This window comes from Oceanobacillus manasiensis (assembly GCF_000724085.1).
Taxonomy (GTDB): domain Bacteria; phylum Bacillota; class Bacilli; order Bacillales; family Amphibacillaceae; genus Oceanobacillus_B; species Oceanobacillus_B manasiensis.
In genome coordinates this window covers 1,523,428-1,545,201 of record NZ_CCDL010000001.1, presented here as the reverse complement: position 1 = coordinate 1,545,201, position 21,774 = coordinate 1,523,428, and the positions used below count along the sequence as shown (strand labels likewise).

Sequence of the window (21,774 nt, the reverse complement as noted above, 5' to 3'; positions counted from 1 at the left end):
GTTTGTCAACACAATAAGAAGGTGCTAATATGGTTATACTTACAATTAGATTAATAATTTCAATATATACTTTCATTTTGTTTGGAGTGGGTGAAGTAATGAAATATGATGATATTGACAAAAAGCTATTAGAAGAGCTAGCCGAAGATGGTCGATTATCGTACGTGGAGCTTGCAGAAAAAGTCGGTCTGTCCCGTGTGGCAGTAAAAGACCGCATTCAGAATTTGAAGGACAAAGGTGTCATTGAAAAATTTACTGTAGTCATCAACTCAGAGAAGTTCGGGAAAAAAGTGTCTGCCTTTTTTGAAGTAGATGTAGAGCCGAAGCAGCTACAGCAAGTTGCTCAAAATCTTGCCGACAATCCACACGTAGCAAGTATTTACCAAATGACCGGACCAAGTACGCTGCACATGCACGTTTTAGTTGAGGACTTTCAAAAGCTGGAAGTGTTTATAAATGAAGAGTTGTATGCCGTAACTGGCATTACCCGGGTGGAGAGCTCTGTTATTTTGAAGCGATTTAAAAGTCGGACTGGGTTTAAGCTATAGAGTTTGGCCGGCAGGCGGGTTGTTGCTTTTATTGTGATGGCGTGGCGCGGCGCTTTCTCTTAGTGGGGCGTCTCTTTCTCTTGGTGGTGCGTCTCTTTTTTTTGTTGGGGCGTCTCTTCTTCTTGGTGAGGCGTCACTTCCATATGCTGGCGCGTCTCTTCCTCTTGATGGTGCGTCTCTTTCTCTTGATGGTGCGTCTCTTTCTCTTGCTGGGGCGTCTCTTTCTCTTGGTGGCGCGTCTCTTTCTCTTGCTGGGGCGTCTCTTTCTCTTGGTGGCGCGTCTCTTTCTCTTGGTGAGGCGTCTCTTTCTCTTGGTGGCGCGTCTCTTTCTCTTGGTGAGGCGTCACTTCCATATGCTGGCGCGCGACTTTTCCCTGCTCTCACACGACTTAGCTTTACTACCACGCGACTTGGCTCTACTACCACGCGACTTGGCTCTACTCTCACGCTCTCACCCTATTACATATAATCTCAATCTTTCTACACCTAAAAAAAGGTATCAGGTTCCCCTGATACCTTCATGGTTATGCTGTTTTTTTCCAATCTGTAATGTTTTCTTCTAATGGTATGTTGCTTTTTCGTGCTTTTACAGCGGCGAAGAAGAAGGTGATGACTAGTGCAATTGTAATAATTGTTGCTCCGATATAAGAGACATTCATCGGTAAGCGGAAACCTATAGGAGCATTTAGTATATAGGTTGTTGTTGCCATTAGCATGAAGGTTCCTGGGATTAAAGCAATCCAGTAATTTTTCTTGGCAATGAACAAGTACATGGAACCTACAAACAAAGCGATAACCGCTGTGGACTGGTTTGCCCATGAGAAGTAACGCCAAAGCAAATTAAAGTCAATTTGGGTAAGGGCAATGGATATTGCAAATAGCGGCAAGGCAATCCATAAACGGTTCACTACTTTTTTCTGTGGAAAGCGAATGTAATCCGCGATAATCATCCGTGCACTTCGGAATGCTGTGTCTCCTGAAGTGATTGGTAGGATGATAACACCAAGGACTGCAAGTGTACCACCAACTGCTCCTAGCATTAATGTAGCTGCTTCACTAACGACTGCTGCTGTTCCACCATTATTAAGTAGCTCGTTTAGGCCAACTGGTCCATCGAACAAGCTCATGGCTGCTGCTGCCCAAATCATTGCGATAATACCTTCTGCGATCATCATACCGTAAAAAATCTTGCGGCCTTGTTTTTCCCCTTTCGTAGTACGGGAAATGATTGGTGTTTGCGTAGCATGAAATCCAGAGATTGCTCCACAAGAGATGGTTAAGAATAATAATGGAAAGATTGGTGCATTGTCCGGGTGGAAATTAGATAGTGTCAACTCTGGTATTGGGGCACCTGTTACAATCATCCCCACTGCAACACCAATTGCACTAATCACAAGCAAGGCACCAAAGAATGGATAAACACGCCCAATAATTTTATCAATTGGTAGCAAAGTTGCCAGTAAATAATAAAGGAAAATGGCACCGATAATATAACCTAGTGCAGCCCAGCCATTCATAAGATTATGAAGTAGGTCAGCTGGTGCTGTTACAAACACGGTAGCAACCAATAGTAATAACAATACAGCGAAACCGTTTACAACATGTTTCATGAATCTACCTAGAAATTTTCCAGCTAGCTCTGGTAAATGTGCACCCCGATTGCGGATGGAAATCATGCCAGTTAAATAATCATGTACAGCCCCGGCAAAGATACAGCCAAGAACGATCCAGATGAAAGCTACCGGTCCGTAAAGCGCTCCCATAATCGGGCCAAAGATTGGACCAACGCCAGCAATATTCAATAATTGAATCAAGGAGTTTTTCGTTGTACTCATTGGCATGTAATCCACGCCATCACTGTTTGTATAAGCAGGTGTATCCCTTTCCTCTTTAACACCAAAAATCTTTTCTACTATTCTTCCATATGTGAAGTAACCTATAATTAAAAGTAATATACCAGCTAAAAATGTATACATAATATTTTCCCTCTCTTCCGATGTATGCGATTACACATAGTGTAAGATATAATCCGGTGAAAGGGGTTTCTTTAGCGTAAGATGTTAAAAAGGAGGATTAAAACGCACTAGCAGACATTCAAGATGCACTGCTAGTCTCACAGTTCGAGCTTGCTGCGAAGTGCTTTAACATAGGTTCGACTGACAGCTAAAGCTTCCTCCCTGCCCTCCATCTTTAATTGGTAGGCACCATTAAACCACGGTGTCAGCATTTTTACATAGGCAAGGTTCACCACATAGCTTTTATGTATTCGAAAAAAATCATATCCAGCCAGTCTTCCTTCTAGCTCCTTCAATGTAGCACGAACCTGGTAATTTTTATTAACCGTTACGATATTCGTATATTTGTCCTCCCGAGCCAGATAAAGTATTTCTTCTGGATTTAAATAATGAATCTCTCCATCCGTTTCAATGGAAAGCTTTCCTTTAGCTACATCGGCATGATCATACGCTGGGAAGAATCGTTTTTCCACTCGCGAAATGGTTTGTTGTAGCTGTTCCTCTTCATAAGGTTTCAGTAGGTAATCAAGTGCTTCCAAACGAAAAGCGTCGGCTGCAAACTGTGGATATGCTGTAGCAAATATAATGAACGGGGCTTTTTTTAATTCCTGCAATGCTTTTGCTGCCTCCATCCCGTTCATTTTTGGCATCTCGATATCTAGGAAAACGACATCAGGCTTAAGAGTAAGGCTTTTTAAAATCGCATCCTCACCAGATTCCGCCTCCCCTACCACACGAATCCGTTCAAAAGAAGCTAATAAATGGATAAGTTCCTCTCGCGCATACCGCTCATCATCTACGACAAGTACATCAATTTGTTTCATTCTTTATTTCCTCCGTTCCCAGTTGGCAGATTGATTGTAATTTTTGTGCCATGGCCTGGTTTGCTGTCTAGTTGTATGCCTGCCCGCATCCCAAACTTCATCGTCAATCTTCTATTTACATTATACAAACCAATTCCAGTTCCTGTCTGGGATTTAAGCTGCACCTTACCAAGATTTTGTAACTTGTCGGCATCAATCCCTGCCCCATTGTCTTCTATCAGTAAGATAATTTTATTTTCACCGCGTTTAATACAAATTCTTACATGCGCATCTTTTTCCAAATCTTTAATGCCATGCTTTACCGCATTTTCCACAAGTGGCTGCAACGTTAATGGAGGAATAGTTTGTTCGAGCACTGTTTCATCAATATCATAGGTAACGTGTAGTTTGTCTATAAATCTCGATGATTCAATCGCCAGATATGCTTTCACATGTTCTATTTCCTGCCTTAAAGAAACCGTTTCAGCAGTAGTTCCTGCTAAGTTTTGCCGGAAGAAATGTGAGAGTGACATTAAGAGTTTTCGCGCTTTTGTCGGATCTGTTCTTATCAGTGAAACAATAATATTTAAGGAGTTAAACAAGAAATGTGGGCTGATCTGTGCCTGCAGTGCTTTAATTTCTGCCTCTTTCGCTAGTTGGTAAGCTTTTTCTGTGTCTGCCAGTTCTACTTGGGTACTTAACAGAGAGCTTAGTCCTGATATAAGCTCAAGGTTTACATTGGTGATGTGCTTTTCTGACTGGAAGTAAACCTTCAGCGTACCAATTACTTCGTCACGGCTTTTTAAGGGAGCCATCACTACCGCACCGAGCGGACAGCCTTCCACACTACAATGAATTGTCTCGTCATTAGCTACAACGAGTTTTCCATGTTGAATAACTTCTTTTGTAAGTTGCGTTCGGATTGGCGTATTGGCAGCATGGTGATCACTAGCCAAACCTACGTGGGCCAAAATTAGTTCTTTATCCGTAATTGCCACTGCTGACGGATTGATTTCTTTATATAAAATATTACAGACTGCTAGTGCTGATTTGTTCGTCATGCCTTGTCGCAGGTAACCAACTGTTTGCTCAGCAATACGCAATGTTTTTTGTGCCTGCTCCGCGCTGGCGTTTTCTTTTTCTTTCACAACATTTTGTACAATTAATAGGAAAATTGCCGTCCCAAATCCGTTTGCTAAAATCATTGGGATTCCAATAATTTCTACAAGCGTCCATGCCATCTCAAATGGTCTGGATAGAACGATTATAATGAGCATTTGAATCGTTTCTGCAAGTGCTCCGATCAAAAAAGCAGTTGGTAGATTTAAATACTTCCCTTTTTTTCTGAAATATCCTGCCATTCCTCCAGCAATGACACTGGCAAGTCCACAGGAAACAGCCGTAAATCCGCCCATTGATAAACGATGCACGCCAGCGATAAGACCAGCGCCTATTCCTACTCGATAGCCTCCTAAAAGTCCTGCAATGACGACCCCAATTACACGTGAGTTAGCGATTGCTTCTTCTGCAGCCAGCTCCATTGTAACAGTATTAAAGTTTAAGGTACCCGTGTTAAGCGCTACGCCATAATACGTCCCCATAATGCCAAATAACCCGAAAAAAAGAATGGCAGTAAACTGTTTTCTATTATTTAAGTGATCTTGATGAATCATATCTTGAAAAAAGCGAAAACGTGTCAGTACAAACGCCATCGCAACTAAAATGCCAACTCGCTCTAACATCGTTATGAGTAGATCAATCATTGCTCCCACCTCACTAACCAACCAAAATAAATTCTTAGCTTATCATATCACATTACCAAATTCGATCTGAACACATAGTGTTAAACTGGTATCATGGTGTTAGGGAAATTTATCATAGGAGGATAAAAGTTATGAAGTTATTCGGCGCTATATTTTTTAGTACCATTTTAGGGTATATCTTAATCCCCTTTAATGTATTTGGTATCGCAATTGCATTTGGCATTATCGCAGGGTCGCTATTCTATAGTATTAGCCAGTTACTATCTATTAAAGACAAATTAACAATGATTAGTAAACACCTTGAGATAAAAGAAGAAAACATTAGGGTAAGTAATGAGGAAATCGAAAGGGGATTAGATAATTCTTCTAGTAAGTGATGAATCTTTTCCTTAAAAAGATATTGAATTGCCTTTCTCTAAGAAACATATATATTTTAATTAAGTTTATCAATTGCTAGTATTTCAGCGGAGGAAAATTTGTAGACTCCTAGGGGAGAAAAGGCCTAGATAAGACTCCACAGTGCGCCAAGCACTAGGAGGCTTAGCATCCGCCCCTGGAAAGCGTAAAATTTTCCGTAGCGACGATTTAACACTTCCTTCTAAATAAACCAAATCCTAAAACAATATATTTTGAATTGTAAAAACAAATCAAATAGAATAATACTAGCAACAAATTGCGGAAGTTGGGGGGGAACATCTTCATGATCATTCGAGAAATAGAAGCAAAAGATAATCAAAGAATGGAACATATAATCAAACGTTCACTAGAATCATTTGACCTAGACATTCCAGGAACAGCCTATTATGATCCACAACTAGCCAGTTTAGCGCAATTTTATCAGCAACAAACAAAGGCAAATTATTGGGTTGCAGTAAATGAACAAGACGTGGTAGTCGGTGGTGTTGGCATTGGTCCATATAGTCAAACTGCAGACGTATGCGAACTTCAAAAGCTTTACATTGCACCAGAAGCTCAAGGAATTGGGTTGTCTAGAAAACTGATGGACGTAGCCCTTACATATGCCAAGGAACATTATTCCTATTGTTATTTAGAAACATTAGACAAGCTTGAGGTAGCGAATTCCCTTTACAATAAATTAGGCTTTGAGCTGCTTGATAAAGCATTAGAAGGTTCAGATCATGATGCCATGGATGCTTGGTATATAAAAAAACTGAAGTAAGAGGGATAAACCATGAATAAATATTATAAGAATATACTGTTTATAATCTTCATCACTGCTTTGCTACTATTTGTATTTAATCATTGGCTTGGCATTAATCTATTTGGACAGATCACCATTCTATTAGTCGGGATCTACGCAATATACCTAAATTTGCATGCAAGATTAGTAGAGCGGAACGATTCCTGAATACATTGCCCTTATAATCCTTTTATTTGATAAGAACCGCTTAATCTAAACCAAAAAAACAGCCCCAAGGTGTTTCTCCCTGTGGCTGCTCTCTGTTTAAAATGCCTTCTTCACAGCGTCATGTACTTCCTGCAAGGATTTACCCATGCCTGACTCTACTGCTGCTACATAGGCTCCTTCTACTAAAGGGCCTTCGACGAGAAGTGCCTGCTCAGTTTCGTTCATTTCGATAGCCATTTCCGCATTCATTTTTGCACTACCGATATCATAAAACAATAGCACGCCTTCTCCTTTATCTGCTTCTGCTATCGCTCCAGTGATTTTTTCTATGCTTGTGCCAATTTCGCCATCATCCGTACCACCTGCTGTTTCGATTGGTACATCTGTCATGACCTGGCGAATTAATTCCTTTAATCCTTCTGCAATCTTTGGGCTGTGGGAAATTAGTACAATACCAACATAAGAACCCATGTTTATGCACGCTCCTTCAAGACTTCACTCAGTGCCTCAAATAAATAGAAGGAAGAAGCAGAGCCTGGATCGATATGCCCCTGTGATTTTTCTTTAAAATATGCGGCACGTCCTTTTGTTGCCAGCATTTCTTTCGTATTCTCCATCGCCTGCTTCGCTGTATCCACTAAAACATCTGCTGAAAAAGCTTCATTCTCCCTTAGTGCTTCGGAGATAGGAAACCATACATCGATCATCGTTTTTTCTCCTGCTTCTGCTTTTCCGCGCTGTTTCACGCCTGTGACTGCTTGTTCTATCCCGTTAACAAACGACTCATACGAAACCGTTTCAGAACCTTTCACGGCAGTTGATAGTTTCAAAAAGGCTGTACCGAACAAGGGACCCGATGCACCACCCACTTTTGACATAAGCGTCATGGCGATATCTTTTAGCACATCTGAAGGTGTTGCATAGCTTTCCTTTGTGACCTTGTTTTCAACTTCCTGAAACCCTCTAGCCATGTTAATCCCATGGTCACCATCACCAATTGGCTGATCTAGCGATGTTAAATACGATTTGTTCTCCTGCATTTTTTCATTTGTCTTTTTCATCCAGTCTAAGATCATTTGTACGTCTATTTCCATTAAAAATTCTCCTTCCATACTAAAGCAAGAAAAGTATATACTATTTACCTTCATATCGTTCTTGTCTGGAACTGCCATGCCTAACTCCTGTTTTTAGCTACGAAAAGCGGGTGCATCAGACTCAGCGTCCAACAGTTCCTTGAGCTCATCATCAAGTTTGAGTAAAGTGACAGAACATCCTGTCATTTCAAGGGCCGTCATATATTCTCCAACAAATGTTTTGTATACGGTAATTCCTTTTTCTTTTAGTATTTCCTGAACGCGTTTATTAACAATGTACAGCTCCATTTCTGGTGTGGAACCAAGGCCATTAATCATTACTGCGACATCTTCACCTGTTGTATAATCTAAGTCTTGTAAAACTTTTTCTGTTAATTCCTCAGCTATTTGGTCAGCGCTGGCTATTTCCTTTCGTTCTATCCCAGGCTCGCCATGGATGCCAATGCCGATTTCCATTTCATCATCTTTTAATTCAAAGCTAGGCGTACCAGCTGCTGGAACAGTACATGGTTTCAATGCCATTCCCATAGACCGGACATTGGCCACAACTTTTTCCCCAACCTGTTTTACTTCAGCTAAAGATGCACCAGACTCGGCTTTTGCTCCAGCAATTTTGTGGACAAAGACTGTTCCTGCAATCCCGCGACGACCTGTTGTGAACGAACTATCTTCCACTGCCACATCATCATTTACGACAACATACTGAACATCAATGTCTTCCGCTTCTGCTAGTTCTGCGGCCATTTCAAAGTTTAGTACATCACCCGTATAATTTTTGATGACTAGGAATACGCCTGTCCCACCATCAACTGCCTTAATGGCTTCCAATACTTGATCAGGTGTTGGGGAGGTAAACACTTCACCAGCTACTGCGGCATCAAGCATTCCTTTTCCAACATATCCTGCATGTGCAGGCTCATGGCCGCTTCCACCACCACTGACAATCCCTACTTTCCCTTGGACGGGCGCATCTTTTCTCGCAAGCACCATTGTTTCTGGGATCTGTTTTAAAGCATCTGGATATGCTGCCACCATTCCTTGTACCATGTCTTGTACGACCTGATTTGGATCGTTAATAATTTTTTTCATTATCTTCTCTCCTCTTCCATTAAAATTTGCAATAAACCAAGCAATCATGCACGTTTGCTATTAATGTGCTTCTTTTCAATCCTTTTACTCTGTCAATTTCTATTGGAGATGAGAAAGAGGAAGACTCTGCTTACCTTTAATTTAAAGATAAATGGAGCTTCCCCTTCCTTTTCCCTTTTCGGTTTTCTATTTAAACGTTCTTGTCGACTCTACTGCCTTTTCCCAACCTGCATAAAGCTTATTACGTTTTCCTTCTGTCATAGCTGGTTTAAATGTTCTCTCGACATTCCATTGTTTTGCGATTTCCTCTTTATCTTTCCAATACCCAACAGCTAAACCTGCAAGGTAAGCCGATCCAAGTGCAGTTGTTTCCTGTACGACGGGGCGTTCAACAGGTACATCTAACATGTCACTTTGGAATTGCATGAGGAAGTCATTTTTCACTGCTCCACCGTCTACTCGCAATGTTTTCAAATCAATATCAGAATCCTTAATCATCGCATCCAATACATCTTTGGTTTGATAGGCAAGGGATTCTAATGTTGCGCGAACAAAGTGATCTTTGGTTGTTCCACGAGTCAGTCCAAATACAGCTCCTCTTGCATCGCTATCCCAGTATGGTGTACCTAAACCAACAAACGCTGGTACCATATAAACACCATCCGTAGAACTTACATTCGTAGCAAGTTGCTCGCTTTGTGGTGCGCTTTCAATAATTTCCAAACCATCGCGTAGCCACTGAATCGCAGATCCTGCAACAAAGATACTACCTTCTAACGCATACTCGACTTTTCCATCAACACCCCAAGCAAGTGTTGTTAACAATCCATGCTCTGATTTAACGCCTTCTTCACCTGTATTCATGAGCATGAAGCAACCAGTTCCATATGTGTTTTTAGCCATACCTTTTTCAAAGCATGCCTGACCAAATAATGCTGCCTGCTGATCACCTGCAATACCTGCAATAGGAACCTCATGTCCAAAGAAATGATAAGAAGCGGTATGTGCATAAACTTCTGATGATTGCTTCACTTCAGGTAACATGCTTTTCGGTACTGTTAGAATATCAAGCAATTCATCGTCCCACTTTAGATCATATATGTTGAACATAAGGGTTCTTGATGCATTGGAATAATCGGTAATATGTGTTTTTCCACCAGAAAGCTTGTAAACAAGCCAGCTGTCGATCGTTCCAAATAGCAGATCGCCATTTTCAGCTTTTTGTCTTGCGCCTGCCACATGATCGAGGATCCACTTTACTTTCGTCCCAGAGAAATATGGATCAAGCAGTAAACCTGTTTTCTTATTGAAGAGTTCATTGTGCCCTGCTTCTCTTAGCTCCTTGCAAATTCCTTCTGTCTGTCTTGATTGCCAAACAATAGCCTGATAGATTGGCTTGCCTGTGTTTTTGTTCCATACTACTGCTGTCTCACGCTGGTTCGTAATTCCAATTCCCGCAATATCTGTTGGCTCTGCATCTGCTTTACGGAGTACGTCTGCGATACAAGCAAGAACAGATGTCCAGATTTCGTTCGCATCATGCTCCACCCAACCTGGCTCTGGGAAAAATTGCTGGAATTCCTTTTGTGCTGTTTCTACGATTTCTCCGTCATGATTAAATAGAATGGCCCGTGAACTCGTTGTCCCTTGATCAATAGATAAGATATACTTCTTACTCATTATATTTCCCCCTTAAGAAATTTTCTGTTCTACTTTGTTTGCTGTGCTTTTTCCTTTTTTCAATTCAGCATTTGCTGCACCAATGAATAGTACTGCTACTAATGCACTCATTATCCAGAAAAGAGCGTTGAAGTTTCCTAAAAACATAGCATTATAGAATACTGCTCCGTAGATACCTCCAAGAATTGGTCCTAAAACAGGAACCCAAGAATACCCCCAGTCAGAACCGCCTTTTCCTGGTATTGGAAGAAGCGCATGTGCGATACGCGGACCTAAATCCCTTGCAGGGTTAATCGCATAGCCTGTCGCTCCACCAAGTGACATCCCGATCGCAATAATCAGGGCCCCAACAATAATTGGATTCAAACCTTCTGTGAATTCGTTTGCACCAATGAATAAAAGTCCCATTACTAAAGCAAATGTTCCAACCATCTCACTGATTAGATTGGAGAAAGGGCTACGAATTGCTGGATCTGTAGCAAACACTCCCAATTTCGCACCTTGATCTTCTGTTTCTTTCCAATGTGGCAAATAGTTAAAGAATACAATGGCGGCACCAATCATAGCACCTATTAACTGTGCTGCAATGTATAATGGTACGTCTGCCCACGGGAATTCACCAATGGATGCAAACCCTAATGTTACGGCAGGATTTAAATGAGCTCCAGAGAAGTTTCCAACGGCATATACGCCTAAAGCAACGGCAAGTCCCCAGCCAATCGTTATGACTACCCAACCAGCACCCTCTGCTTTCGTTTTCTTCAAGACGACGCCACCTACTACACCGCCACCAAAAATAATCAAAATCATCGTACCGATAAGTTCTGCTAAAAACTCGGACATGTGAAAACACCCCTTTATCTTCTTTGATGTTAGTTAACTAGGCACAAAAAGACCCACACTTTAATAGACATACTCCTGGTAAGGAATATCTATTAAAGTGTGGGTCTCCATATCTCCGCCACATAATTAACTTGTGCTTTCATCTTACAGGACACTGAAAGCGTTGTCAACGATTTTTAATAAATTATTCCTAGATTATTAGATTGCCTACCTTCTAGCTTGATACCTTTGAACCGTAAAGAACATCTACTCATGCCAAAATCCTTACTTTAATAATTCGCCCCCCCTTTCCCGCATATTAGGTACAAGCGCTATTAGTTTATGTGATATATTTAAGAATAATTCCACTCCTCTTTTTCTTCTACAAATAACGCCATTTATTTCCCGGGAAATGTAGGATAATATCCTTACAAGCACATGCTTCCACGAAAAAAACCACCCCTGTTAGGAATGGTTTACTAGTAACTCACTATTATTTGATTCATTTTTGTTTCGCTTTGCAAGCCTTACGAGCAAGTATACAATTGGCGTATCGATGATTGCTACGATTAGTTTAAACACATATTGGGTGGCAATCATTCCAAGTAATACCGTGTTAGGAACCGTTCCCCAAAATGCGATGGAGACGAAGATGGCTGTATCCACCAGCTGACTAGTCATCGTAGAGAGGTTGTTACGTAGCCAAAGCTTTTGATTACCATGCTTCTTTTTTAGTCGATGGAACAAGCTAACATCCAGATGCTGACTCGCCAAATAGGATAATAGACTAGCTAGCATAACACGGAAGCTCCCACCGAGGATGGTTTCAAATTCTGATTGAACAGTAAATACAGGAGCTGCTGGTAATTCTATTGCGATAAAGACAAATACGAGCACGAGGATCTGTGTTAAAAAACCAGCCTGTACTGTCTTTCTTGCTGCTTGTTTACCGTATACCTCGCCAATAACATCCGTTATGATAAATGTAACGACATATACAATAACCGCTGCTGGCAAGATAAACTCCCCGATTGCAAAAAGTTTTACCCCAAGGATATTAGATACAATTAAAAGACCTGCAAATAAAGCATTAAGATATAAGTACAATTTTTTTCTCTCCTCTTTAATGAGAAGAACTTAACTACCCTCTATTATCGGTTATCTATTTTTTCTGGATATAGATCATGGTTCATTAATCGCTGTTCTGCCATTTTTTCAAACTTTGTTCCAGGCTTCCCATAGTTGCAATATGGGTCGATCGAAATGCCTCCACGTGGAGTGAATTTCCCCCATACTTCAATGTATCTTGGGTCCATTAGCTTAATTAAATCATTCATAATTACATTGATACTATCTTCATGGAAACCCCCATGGTTACGAAAGCTGAATAAATACAACTTTAAAGCCTTGCTTTCTACCATTTTCACATCTGGGATATAGCTTATGTACAATGTAGCGAAATCTGGCTGCCCTGTCATCGGACAAAGTGTCGTAAATTCAGGACAATTGAATTTAACGAAATAGTCTCTGTCCTGGTGATTGTTTTCAAAGATTTCTAGAACGTCAGGATTATAGTCAAACGCATAGGTTGTTCCCTGACTTCCAAGCTGTGTTAGTTCGGAAAGATCTTGTTCTTTCATGATATACCTCCTTTTATTTTTATCCATTCAAAAAGCCATGTACCTAAGCTAAGGCACATGGCTTGATTCGCATCATCTGTCCTTAGTTTTTTATAGAGGGTTTAAGCTAAGAACCTCTCGTATTGATACCTGACATATTATATCGATTGCCGTGAAGACTGTCAATGCAATTATGAACGCGGTTTGTCCCCTACAAGCATCATCGTCCATTCATGTACTTCATAGTCTCTTGCCCCATTTACTACATATGGGTCTGCTTTTACTAGCTTTTCAGCTTCTTCAAGACTTTCAGCCTGATAAATGACAAGTCCACCAGCACCATCTGTAAATTTACCTTTGGCAAATACTTTCCCCTCTTTTTCCATGTCCTCCAAGTAAGTTAAATGGTCTGGGCGATGGATTTTGCTTTTTTCTTCATCCTTCATTGGTAATAATGCTGCATAATAGTTCATGAACTTCTTCCTTTCTTTTTATAACCTATCTCTTATTTTGTCTTGTTTTTGATAGATTGGCAAGTTGAATTATTCCGGCTTTAATATTAATTCTTCTCCCTTATAGTTCACTAGCTTTGTTTCATGATAGGTCCCCTTAACCCAATCCTTCACCTGATCATCATACCAATCGCTTTTAAAATGACCTGATTGCCCTGGGCCCACAATATGATAGCCTGTTTGCATGTCATTAAAATCAATAACAAATCGCCACGAGGCACCGTGATCGACCATACCTGTTTCTGGTTCATAGCTGGCAGCCATTGGCGTCACACTACTTCCTCCAACTTCCATTGGCTTTTCGCTATTAAAGAAAAAGGCTAAGACAGGGTGAATTCCTGAAAGTGGGTGGTCGAATTGAACCTGATGGTAGTCTCCCCAACGCCATTCCTCTATTGAACTCCCGTATTCCTCTTGTAACTTTTCCACTGTTTTTGTTAAGGATTTCCTTAGTACTCCTTCTATGCTACCTGCTTCCTCCACCCAAATGGACTTCTCTCCATTAAGAGCGGTTCGTAGCAGGGAATCCGTTGTTTGTCCTTTCCCAGAAAACATGCCCATCATATTATCTGGTATATCTTTATATAAAAGGTTTTCGATCTCTTTAATCCAATGATGAAAAAGCAAGGCTTCAGGACTGTCAACATTATCCACATAATCCCATCCTTGTAATAGCTCCAGGCTTTGTACCTCGATGTCTGAGAGTTCCTTGTCATGCAAAGCTTCTGTAAATAGTGGAACAAATTCTCTTGCTCGTAGATTATGGACATCCATTTGTAAATCCATCATGTCTTCTGGCGTAAGGTTTTCGCCTGCTTCTAACACTTCTGCGATGCGCTCATAGCGATAAGGCTGTGCCCATAGATTACTTATATGGTACGGATAATCATCACCGGCAATTTTATTATTCGCTGTGGCAATATAGCCTTTTTCTGGATTTATAACCCGGGGCAATTCATCAAACGGAATAAACCCTTTCCATTCAGTTTCTGCATCCCATCCGGCTAGCGGTAGCAGAGCATCCTCCCCGTTTTCGTAGATGGGGATATTTCCGTTAGCTTTATAGGCAATGGTCCCGTCCTTTCCAGCAAAGACAAAGTTTTGAGCTGGAGCGAGGAATTTTTCTAACCCTGTTTCAAACTGCTCCCAATCTGCGGCTTGGTTTATCGCCAAAATTGCTTCCAGTTCAGTTGTAGCATCTAAGGCTGTCCACCTTAGTGAGAGGACTGTGCCCTTCCCTGTATCCTCGGCAAATTCTGAAATAACCGGTCCATGCCTTGTTTCGGTTACTTGATACGCAATCGTTTCTCCATCCTTTACCTTTATCGGTTCCTCAATAATCGTTGCCTCTTCCCATTTATCCTCGTAAAGAAATGCCGTGTCGTTTTCCGGGTTCCGTTTTTCGACATATAACTGTTGTACATCTGGCCCTGTGTTGGTGACACCCCATGCTATATCCTCATTGTGACCGAGAATAATACCCGGAACTCCAGCAAAAATCACCCCGCTTACATTGATCTCCTCTGCTTCAAGATGCATTTGAATCCAAATGGAAGGTGTTCCCAATCCTAAATGTGGGTCATCAGCAAGCATTGGCATGCCAGAAGCTGTTTTATCCCCACTTACCACCCAGTTGTTGCTCCCATTAAACGCATGTGGTATCACAGCTTTTTCCAAACTTGACGCAATATCTAGTTCCCCTGTATCAATAATCGTCGGTCGATTCTCTGGGTAGGCGGGAAAAAGCTCCATTGCTTTCTCTTCATCAACGGTTTCTAAAAGGTACTGATTAAAAGCTTGGCTTTCCCAATGTCCTCCTAAGTCAAATGCCATATATTTTCCGATGGTCAAAGAGTCAAGTGGCGTCCATTCTGCGGGCTTAGACCCCATCAACGTAAACTCTATTGGTAAGCCATTGTTTTCGGTTGCTTCTTTAATATAGGCGTTAACACCATCGGCAAAGCTTTGCAATACTGCTTTTGATTCATCTGTATATAGCTCATATGACTTCTCTGCCGCTCTTCGTAATCCTAGTGTCCGAAAATACTTATCATTGTCCACAGCTGCTGAACCTACAATTTCACTTAATGTTCCTGAGGCTTGCCTGCGCGACATCTCCATCTGAAAAATTCTATGCTGGGCCTGCACATAGCCCTGAGCCATATATAAATCATGCTCCGTGGTTGCGCTAATATGTGGAACTCCTTGTTCATCTGTAATAACTGTTACCTCACTTTGTAAACCAGCAAGGTCTATCTCTCCATCTACCTGGGCAAGCGAACGATTTATGTATCCGTTTACAAAAAGTACTACGGTTAGCAAGGTTATGACTAGTATACCGACTGCTATCAGAATACGCTTTTTCCATTTTTTCTTTCGTGTATCTTGGATTACTTCTATGCTTTGTGCTTCCACCTTAAACTCCCCCCATACATTATCTCTATGGTATGTTTATTCGCTATAACATAGAATAATCCTGCTTTATGGAGCTGTTTTGTAGGAATTTTGAACGAGAAAAAAACCTTACGTCTCCGCAAGGTCTTAAGCTAATCAGTTACTTTAACATTATAGGTACGAAGCCAATAATCAATTTGGCATAAATGAGCAATGAGTTGCGGCCCTTTCATAAGCTGACCATACCAGGGATCCTTAAATTCCTTGCCTTCACTTTCCAAAATGGCTTTCACTTTCTCTCTATCCATGAATTCAAAAAGACGAGCATCTTCATCCTCTAATATCTCTTCCATCCAGGTAACTACTGCCTTTGTGTACTCTGGTTGAAAGGTTTTTGGATACGGGCTTTTTTTACGATAAAGCACTTCGTCAGGTAATAGGCCTTCCATTGCTTTTCGAAAAATACCTTTTTCTCGATTTCCCACCATTTTTATTTCCCAAGGAATATTCCATACATATTCTACAAGCTTATGATCTGCAAAGGGTACCCTTACCTCTAGACTGGCTCCCATGCTCATTCTATCCTTACGATCAAGAAGCTGTGCCATGAACCAGTGCATGTTCAAGTAAAAGAGTTCTCTCCGACGTGCATCCTCTTGTAGCTCTCCCTCTAAGCTTGGCGTCTCCGTGATGGTTTCCTGGTAGCGGTTTTCCACATACGATTTTAAGTCCAACTTTTCCTGCCATTCTGGGAGCAATAGATCAACTCTGGAATCTAGGGATCGCATCCACGGAAAGCTCGCTTCTTCACTGCTAGGAGGATGATGAAACCATGGATAGCCTCCGAAAATCTCGTCTGCACATTCTCCAGATAAACCAACCGTCGTATGCTCTTTAATTTTACGACAAAACCAAAGCATAGAGGAATCAATATCAGCCATTCCGGGCTGGTCACGCAAATAAACAGACTCCTTAAGATGTGCTGCGAGCTCATCCCCGCTTATCACTTCATCATGATGATCTGTTGCACTATAGGCTACCATTTTTTCTACCCAAGGTTTGTCACTCGACGGCTGAAACTTACTAGCCTTAAAGTGATCTTCGTTTCCTTCGTAATCAATAGAAAATGTAATAAGTTTCTCCTTTTTTTCTTTTGCAAAGTGATCTGCAGCGATAGCCGTAATGGCACTAGAATCCAGACCACCGGATAAAAAGGTAGAAACAGGTACATCTGCGACAAGCTGACGCTGTACAGCATCCACGAACAGCTCTCGTACTTTGTCAGAAGTCTCTTCCAATGAATCGGTATGTTGTTTACTCGTTACATTCCAATACCGCCATTTTTGTAAACCACTTTTTGAATAGATTAATGAATGCCCTGCCCGCAATTCTTTACACCCTTTGAAAAGCCCATGTCCTGGTGTTCGGGAGGGTCCTAGACCAAATATTTCAGCAAGCCCAGATCTGTCTATTTCTGGCTTAACATTATCGTGTGCCAAAATAGCCTTTAATTCAGAACCGAAAATAAATTGCCCCTCTGCTTCATAGTAAAAGAGCGGCTTTACACCAAGGCGATCACGACTCATAAAGAGATAGTTTTTCTCTTCATCCCAAATTCCAAAGGCATAAATGCCATTCAACCGATCTACACACTTTTCCCGCCAAGCAATATAGGCATGGAGTAAGACTTCAGTATCCGAAGTGGTTGTAAAACGGAAACCTTCTTTAATTAAGTCATCCCGAAGTTCATCCGTATTATATAGCTCACCATTATAAACAATTGTAAATTGGTAGCCATTCACCTTCCGGCTCATTGGCTGCACGCCACCTTCTAGATCCACTACAGCCAAGCGTTTATGTCCAAAAGCTGCATGGGGATGAAACCAGTACTGCGTATCATCCGGGCCTCTAAGTGACAATGTATCCGTCATATTTTCGATTATTTCTTTTTCTGAGCGGACAAATGTATGCCAATCCACATAGCCGGCAATCCCACACATTGTGCGTCATCCTTTCTTGTTGCAAAAATATATACTGACCATTGTATGCGGGGGGGGGGTTTAAAGTATGCCTAGAGCTAGATTCTTATTTTGGTATTTGCATAATAAAGCAAAAAAAGAAGACCCTCGAAAGGATCTCCTTTTTATTGCTTACTCAGCAGTTGGTGCTTCTTCAGCAGTAACTGCTAGGTTATATCTTTCAAACCAGTCTACAGCAATAGAGTAGTTTTGTACGCGGTTATTAACCGGCGTTAACACTGCACGATATACTGTAGGGAATACAGGAATTTCATCAACCATTAGTTGTTGCCATTCTTTGTAAACCTCTTGACGATGTGCTACATCAAACGACTCAGCTGAAACGCCTTCTTCCAACAATCTGTCATTTTCTTCACTCGCATAACGAGGGAAGTTGAATATAGCATCACGACCGTATAAACCATCAGGGTTTACATCGTAGCCAACGCTCCATGCGCCCTGATAAATGTCTACTTCTGGATCATCTTCACCACTTTGTCCTACACGATCATAGAAAGTGTTGAACTCTTGTAAACGTCCATCAAGTAACTGTACATTTAATCCAACATTTTTCCAAGATTGAATGTAGTAGTTAGCTAGTGGTTCAGCAGTGTCTCCACCTGACATAGAAGCAAAGTTAATTACTAACTCTTCTCCTTCAGGATTTTCACGCATGCCATCGCCATCTGTATCTTCGTATCCAGCTTCGTCAAGAATTTGTTTTGCTTTTTCAGGATCAAATTCTACACCAGGATTTTCAGCATCATGGAATTCAGGATGAGATGGTGGAATCAAAGTCGTTGCATTCCAACGCAATCCGTTATAGAACTGTTCTCCAACTGCGTTATTATCAACAGCATGCCACATTGCTTTACGCAAGTTAACATCTGCCATTTTCTTGCTATCATCTGGAACTACTACTTTTTCTTCAGCATCCCAAGTACCTAATTTAAATCCAATGTACGTGTATGCTAGATCAATCATACCAAGGTATTCAACATTTGACATCTCAGCATTATCAGGGAATTGATCAACAGGGAAACTGTCAACTAGATCTACTTCTCCTGTTTCAAGTGCCTGAACTACTGTGCTTGGGTTGATAACTTTTAAAGTGACTTTGTCAAGTTGTACTTCTCCTTGCCAGTAGTCTTCATTTTTCGTATATGTTACAGATTCCCCTGGAACGATAGTATCTACTTTGAAAGGTCCGATTCCAACAGGGTTTTGACGTACTTCATCTGATTCAGCCATTTCAGCTACTGGGATATCTTCAAAGATATGTTTAGGCATAGCATATGGCCAGATTCCACCAGTTAAAAGAGATGGTGTAGATTCTTTAAATGTAATCTTTAACGTTTTTTCATCTACGACCTCGATACCTGAAATAGAGTCTGCTTCTCCAGCATTATATTCTTCCATACCTTCAATATTTGTAAAATCAGAGCCATAACGAACTCCTGTGTACTCTGGATCTCCAATTACTTCAAAAGAGAAAGCCCAATCTTCAGCTTTTACAGGCTCACCATCATGCCAGTTTACATTGTCTTTAATTGTAAAGGTAAATACCTTTCCTTCTTCATCTGGTTCATATGAAGCAGGACCGTCATTTGTATAAAGGAAATTTTCATCATTATATAATAGTGGCTCATCAAACCAATCGATTACTTCTGCATCTGGTGCTCCAGAATAGAAATTCCAGTTTAGCGTTCCTTCGAAAGCAGTATCACTAACTAAACCAAAGTTCAGCTCTCCACCTTCAATTGCTTCACCTTCATTTGTTTTTGCAGGACTAAAATCCTCGATTGAGTATAGTCCATCATCTTCTTCAGCTTCTTCCTCAGAACCACCTTCTTCAGAACCGCCTTCTTCACTACCACCTTCTGAGTCAGAGCTTCCGCCTTCCTCAGATCCACTGTTACATGCGGCAAGCGCAAGCAACAAAACAAGCATAAGTGCAAATAGCGCCTTACTCCAACTTGCTTTCGTCATCCTAATAACCTCCCTTTTTTTGCCTTTCTTTTCTGTAACAGACCGATTGGATAATTCGGACTGCTACAATATATACTCAACATTTTAACGATTAGTCGTAAAAATGTAGGTAACGATGTTTAAATATGCCTGTACGGGGTAAAAGGTCTAGTAACTAGCCTCTTCTTTGTCTAGCATCTGTAGCACGTTTAAGTGCTTGCCCCACATTGTTAACACTTAGCATTAAGACAAGTATTAAAATGGCTGCTGGAACCCAAATCCACCATCTATATTCTAGTGTTTGTGGGTTTCTTGCATAACTTAATAATGTTCCTAAACTTGGTGTACTTTCAGGAAAACCAAATCCTAAGAAGGATAAACCAGATTCTAAGCCAATATTTGCTGCTAAATTTAAAGTCATTGTTACAATAATCAGTGAACTTAAATTAGGTAATACTTGCGTTAACATTATTTTCAAATTGGAAGAGCCTAATGTTTTAGAGGCTTGTGCATAATCCAACTCTTTCTCTTGTAAAGCCTTTGAACGTATAAGTCGTGCTATTCCCATCCAAAGGAAAGTTGTCATTATTAGTGAGAAAGATAAGACACTATATTTTGGTACGATAGCAACGAATACAATTACAACCATTAAGAATGGTAAGATTAAAAAGAAGTCAACAATACGCATCATGATATTGTCAATTGTACCGCCAAAGTAGCCTGAAACTAATCCATATAGTACACCAATGACACCAGTCATCAAGGTCACTAAGATTCCAATTGACAGTGAGTTTCTTGTCCCAATAATTAACTGTCCAAAAATATCTCTACCACCATAATCGGTACCAAGTAGAAAATCTTCACCAGGTGGTTCATGAATAGCAAACAAATCCACCGTAACAATTTCTTCTTGGTTTAGAAATAAGGAAATGCCATATACAAAGCCTGTTATTAAAACTAATAGGATTAAGGAAACTAACGCAATTTTGTCTCGTACAATTTCACGCCAGATGATGCTAAAACCAGATGGGCTTTTTGTTGTCACCTGCTGTGTGTCATCAAGTTTTGTTTCTTTTGATTCCATTTTTTTCACCTCAGAGTCAATCGATTTCTATTTTATGCGGATACGCGGGTCTACAAGACTTAAAATAATGTCGGAGATCAATGCCCCTAAAATAGAAGCTATACCGAATAGTAAAACTACTGTTGTTACGACACTATAGTCACGAAGTAAAATGGATTGGATAAATAAATCTCCCATGCCCGGATAGCCGAATATATTTTCCACAAACACCGTTCCACCGATAAGTCCTGTTATTTCAAACCCAAAGAATGCTGCAATCGGTAATAGTGAGTTTCTTAAGATATGTCGATTATAGACTCTAGATTCAGAAGCACCCTTTGCTCTAGCTGTGATTATAAAGTCTTTCTGCTTGGTGTCTATAATTTCACTTCGTAAATATTGTACTGTATTTACTGTGGTGATAAGTGCCATAGAAATGGCCGGAAGTAAAAGATGCTGTATTTTACTTAAGACGTAATCAAATGAACCTGGTGTTAGACCTGGTGCTACGCTTCCACTTGTTGGGAACCACCCCAGTTGATATCCAAACACCCATAACATAACGAGTGCGAAGATAAATAATGGTGTAGCAAACCCTATGTACGTGTAACCTGTTATTAATTGGTCTGCCCAAGAATCATTGTAACGTCCACTCGTAATACCAAGTGGAATAGCTATAATATAAGTAATGATTAGCGTTGCAACCGATAGCCAAAAAGTATTAATTAAACGTTGTTCCACTAACTCTGTGACAGGCATTTTATAGCGGAATGACTGTCCAAGATCCCCTTGTAATGCTCCAGTGATCCAGTCTGTGTATTGTATATACCATGGATTGTTTAGTCCCAGAGTTTCTCGCTGTTTTTCAATTGCTGCAGGGTCAATATTCGGGTCAATTAGACCTGATAATGCATCACCTGGCATCATTTGAGCCATTAAAAATATTAATACACTTAAAAGAAGGACTTGAGGCAGTGTTATAAAAAGTCTTCTAACTATGAATTTCCACATGTTCTA

21 protein-coding genes and 1 riboswitch are annotated in these 21,774 nt (G+C 40.7%); of the genes, 4 read left to right on the top strand and 17 right to left on the bottom strand.

Annotation, left to right across the window (positions count from 1 at the left end; translation table 11 throughout):
* Positions 1-98 precede the first annotated feature (98 nt).
* Positions 99-548, top strand: coding sequence for an Lrp/AsnC family transcriptional regulator (locus BN985_RS07585; protein ID WP_042223030.1), 450 nt, complete (start codon positions 99-101; stop codon positions 546-548).
* Here BN985_RS07585 and BN985_RS19210 read toward each other — a convergent pair.
* The 4 genes from BN985_RS19210 to BN985_RS07565 all read right to left on the bottom strand — a co-directional run bounded on the left by BN985_RS19210 (position 543) and on the right by BN985_RS07565 (position 5,129).
* On the bottom strand, positions 543-995 hold the full coding sequence (locus BN985_RS19210) for a hypothetical protein (protein ID WP_042222255.1): 453 nt from the start codon (positions 993-995) through the stop codon (positions 543-545). The genes BN985_RS07585 and BN985_RS19210 overlap by 6 nt on opposite strands.
* A 77-nt stretch (positions 996-1,072) precedes the next feature.
* Positions 1,073-2,524 (bottom strand): carbon starvation CstA family protein, encoded by a 1,452-nt coding sequence (locus tag BN985_RS07575; RefSeq protein WP_042222252.1) that lies wholly within the window; start codon positions 2,522-2,524, stop codon positions 1,073-1,075.
* Between the two features lie 137 nt (positions 2,525-2,661).
* Positions 2,662-3,387: a LytR/AlgR family response regulator transcription factor gene (locus BN985_RS07570; protein WP_042222251.1), complete on the bottom strand. Its 726-nt coding sequence runs from the start codon at positions 3,385-3,387 to the stop codon at positions 2,662-2,664.
* Positions 3,384-5,129 (bottom strand): sensor histidine kinase, encoded by a 1,746-nt coding sequence (locus tag BN985_RS07565; protein WP_042222249.1) that lies wholly within the window; start codon positions 5,127-5,129, stop codon positions 3,384-3,386. The genes BN985_RS07570 and BN985_RS07565 overlap by 4 nt, the downstream gene beginning before the upstream one ends.
* Positions 5,130-5,260: 131 nt before the next feature.
* On the opposite strand from BN985_RS07565, the gene BN985_RS07560 reads away from it, so the two are divergent.
* The 3 genes from BN985_RS07560 (at position 5,261) to BN985_RS19020 (ending at position 6,498) form a co-directional block, all read left to right on the top strand.
* A complete protein-coding gene (locus tag BN985_RS07560) occupies positions 5,261-5,506 on the top strand; it encodes a hypothetical protein (RefSeq protein ID WP_042222247.1) in 246 nt (81 codons plus the stop codon).
* 323 nt (positions 5,507-5,829) lie between these two features.
* Complete coding sequence (locus BN985_RS07555; protein WP_042222246.1) at positions 5,830-6,309, top strand: GNAT family N-acetyltransferase; 480 nt, start codon at positions 5,830-5,832, stop codon at positions 6,307-6,309.
* Between the two features lie 12 nt (positions 6,310-6,321).
* On the top strand, positions 6,322-6,498 hold the full coding sequence (locus BN985_RS19020; protein WP_156960096.1) for a hypothetical protein: 177 nt from the start codon (positions 6,322-6,324) through the stop codon (positions 6,496-6,498).
* Between the two features lie 96 nt (positions 6,499-6,594).
* Here the strand turns inward: BN985_RS19020 and dhaM are convergent, their stop codons facing one another.
* The 13 genes from dhaM to opp4B form a co-directional block, all read right to left on the bottom strand.
* A complete protein-coding gene (dhaM, locus tag BN985_RS07550; protein WP_042222244.1) occupies positions 6,595-6,969 on the bottom strand; it encodes a dihydroxyacetone kinase phosphoryl donor subunit DhaM in 375 nt (124 codons plus the stop codon).
* A 2-nt stretch (positions 6,970-6,971) separates the two neighbouring features.
* Positions 6,972-7,592, bottom strand: coding sequence for a dihydroxyacetone kinase subunit DhaL (dhaL, locus tag BN985_RS07545; RefSeq protein ID WP_042223028.1), 621 nt, complete (start codon positions 7,590-7,592; stop codon positions 6,972-6,974).
* Between the two features lie 93 nt (positions 7,593-7,685).
* A complete protein-coding gene (gene dhaK, locus BN985_RS07540; RefSeq protein WP_042222242.1) occupies positions 7,686-8,681 on the bottom strand; it encodes a dihydroxyacetone kinase subunit DhaK in 996 nt (331 codons plus the stop codon).
* 186 nt (positions 8,682-8,867) lie between these two features.
* Positions 8,868-10,361 carry a glycerol kinase GlpK gene (gene glpK / locus BN985_RS07535; protein WP_042222239.1) on the bottom strand — a complete coding sequence of 498 codons (1,494 nt, stop codon included), beginning with the start codon at positions 10,359-10,361 and terminating at the stop codon, positions 8,868-8,870.
* Between the two features lie 12 nt (positions 10,362-10,373).
* Positions 10,374-11,204 carry an MIP/aquaporin family protein gene (locus BN985_RS07530; protein WP_042222237.1) on the bottom strand — a complete coding sequence of 277 codons (831 nt, stop codon included), beginning with the start codon at positions 11,202-11,204 and terminating at the stop codon, positions 10,374-10,376.
* A gap of 444 nt (positions 11,205-11,648) precedes the next feature.
* Positions 11,649-12,290 (bottom strand): queuosine precursor transporter, encoded by a 642-nt coding sequence (locus BN985_RS07525; RefSeq protein ID WP_042222236.1) that lies wholly within the window; start codon positions 12,288-12,290, stop codon positions 11,649-11,651.
* A gap of 44 nt (positions 12,291-12,334) precedes the next feature.
* Entirely contained in the window at positions 12,335-12,823 is a 489-nt protein-coding gene (gene queF, locus BN985_RS07520) for a preQ(1) synthase (protein WP_042222234.1), read from the bottom strand.
* Positions 12,824-12,899: 76 nt separating this feature from the next.
* A riboswitch (PreQ1 riboswitch) is annotated at positions 12,900-12,946 on the bottom strand.
* Between the two features lie 47 nt (positions 12,947-12,993).
* Positions 12,994-13,275: a YciI family protein gene (locus BN985_RS07515; protein ID WP_042222232.1), complete on the bottom strand. Its 282-nt coding sequence runs from the start codon at positions 13,273-13,275 to the stop codon at positions 12,994-12,996.
* A gap of 69 nt (positions 13,276-13,344) precedes the next feature.
* Positions 13,345-15,729 (bottom strand): penicillin acylase family protein, encoded by a 2,385-nt coding sequence (locus BN985_RS07510; RefSeq protein WP_156960095.1) that lies wholly within the window; start codon positions 15,727-15,729, stop codon positions 13,345-13,347.
* A 131-nt stretch (positions 15,730-15,860) separates the two neighbouring features.
* The gene (asnB, locus tag BN985_RS07505) at positions 15,861-17,708 is read right to left on the bottom strand and encodes an asparagine synthase (glutamine-hydrolyzing) (RefSeq protein ID WP_042222231.1); all 1,848 of its coding nucleotides are present in this window, start codon (positions 17,706-17,708) and stop codon (positions 15,861-15,863) included.
* Between the two features lie 150 nt (positions 17,709-17,858).
* Positions 17,859-19,715, bottom strand: coding sequence for an oligopeptide ABC transporter substrate-binding protein (gene opp4A, locus BN985_RS07500; RefSeq protein ID WP_042222229.1), 1,857 nt, complete (start codon positions 19,713-19,715; stop codon positions 17,859-17,861).
* A 154-nt stretch (positions 19,716-19,869) separates the two neighbouring features.
* Entirely contained in the window at positions 19,870-20,778 is a 909-nt protein-coding gene (locus BN985_RS07495) for an ABC transporter permease (protein ID WP_042222227.1), read from the bottom strand.
* 27 nt (positions 20,779-20,805) lie between these two features.
* Positions 20,806-21,768 (bottom strand): oligopeptide ABC transporter permease, encoded by a 963-nt coding sequence (gene opp4B / locus BN985_RS07490; RefSeq protein WP_042222225.1) that lies wholly within the window; start codon positions 21,766-21,768, stop codon positions 20,806-20,808.
* Positions 21,769-21,774: the final 6 nt, after the last annotated feature.

Coding starts and splice junctions, on each gene's coding strand:
- BN985_RS07585 (WP_042223030.1), top strand. CDS start 99: ATGAAATATGATGATATTGACAAAAAGCTATTAGAAGAGCTAGCCGAA.
- BN985_RS07575 (WP_042222252.1), bottom strand. CDS start 2,524: ATGTATACATTTTTAGCTGGTATATTACTTTTAATTATAGGTTACTTC.
- BN985_RS07570 (WP_042222251.1), bottom strand. CDS start 3,387: ATGAAACAAATTGATGTACTTGTCGTAGATGATGAGCGGTATGCGCGA.
- BN985_RS07565 (WP_042222249.1), bottom strand. CDS start 5,129: ATGATTGATCTACTCATAACGATGTTAGAGCGAGTTGGCATTTTAGTT.
- BN985_RS07560 (WP_042222247.1), top strand. CDS start 5,261: ATGAAGTTATTCGGCGCTATATTTTTTAGTACCATTTTAGGGTATATC.
- BN985_RS07555 (WP_042222246.1), top strand. CDS start 5,830: ATGATCATTCGAGAAATAGAAGCAAAAGATAATCAAAGAATGGAACAT.
- BN985_RS19020 (WP_156960096.1), top strand. CDS start 6,322: ATGAATAAATATTATAAGAATATACTGTTTATAATCTTCATCACTGCT.
- dhaM (WP_042222244.1), bottom strand. CDS start 6,969: ATGGGTTCTTATGTTGGTATTGTACTAATTTCCCACAGCCCAAAGATT.
- dhaL (WP_042223028.1), bottom strand. CDS start 7,592: ATGGAAATAGACGTACAAATGATCTTAGACTGGATGAAAAAGACAAAT.
- dhaK (WP_042222242.1), bottom strand. CDS start 8,681: ATGAAAAAAATTATTAACGATCCAAATCAGGTCGTACAAGACATGGTA.
- glpK (WP_042222239.1), bottom strand. CDS start 10,361: ATGAGTAAGAAGTATATCTTATCTATTGATCAAGGGACAACGAGTTCA.
- BN985_RS07530 (WP_042222237.1), bottom strand. CDS start 11,204: ATGTCCGAGTTTTTAGCAGAACTTATCGGTACGATGATTTTGATTATT.
- queF (WP_042222234.1), bottom strand. CDS start 12,823: ATGAAAGAACAAGATCTTTCCGAACTAACACAGCTTGGAAGTCAGGGA.
- BN985_RS07515 (WP_042222232.1), bottom strand. CDS start 13,275: ATGAACTATTATGCAGCATTATTACCAATGAAGGATGAAGAAAAAAGC.
- asnB (WP_042222231.1), bottom strand. CDS start 17,708: ATGTGTGGGATTGCCGGCTATGTGGATTGGCATACATTTGTCCGCTCA.
- opp4A (WP_042222229.1), bottom strand. CDS start 19,715: ATGACGAAAGCAAGTTGGAGTAAGGCGCTATTTGCACTTATGCTTGTT.
- BN985_RS07495 (WP_042222227.1), bottom strand. CDS start 20,778: ATGGAATCAAAAGAAACAAAACTTGATGACACACAGCAGGTGACAACA.
- opp4B (WP_042222225.1), bottom strand. CDS start 21,768: ATGTGGAAATTCATAGTTAGAAGACTTTTTATAACACTGCCTCAAGTC.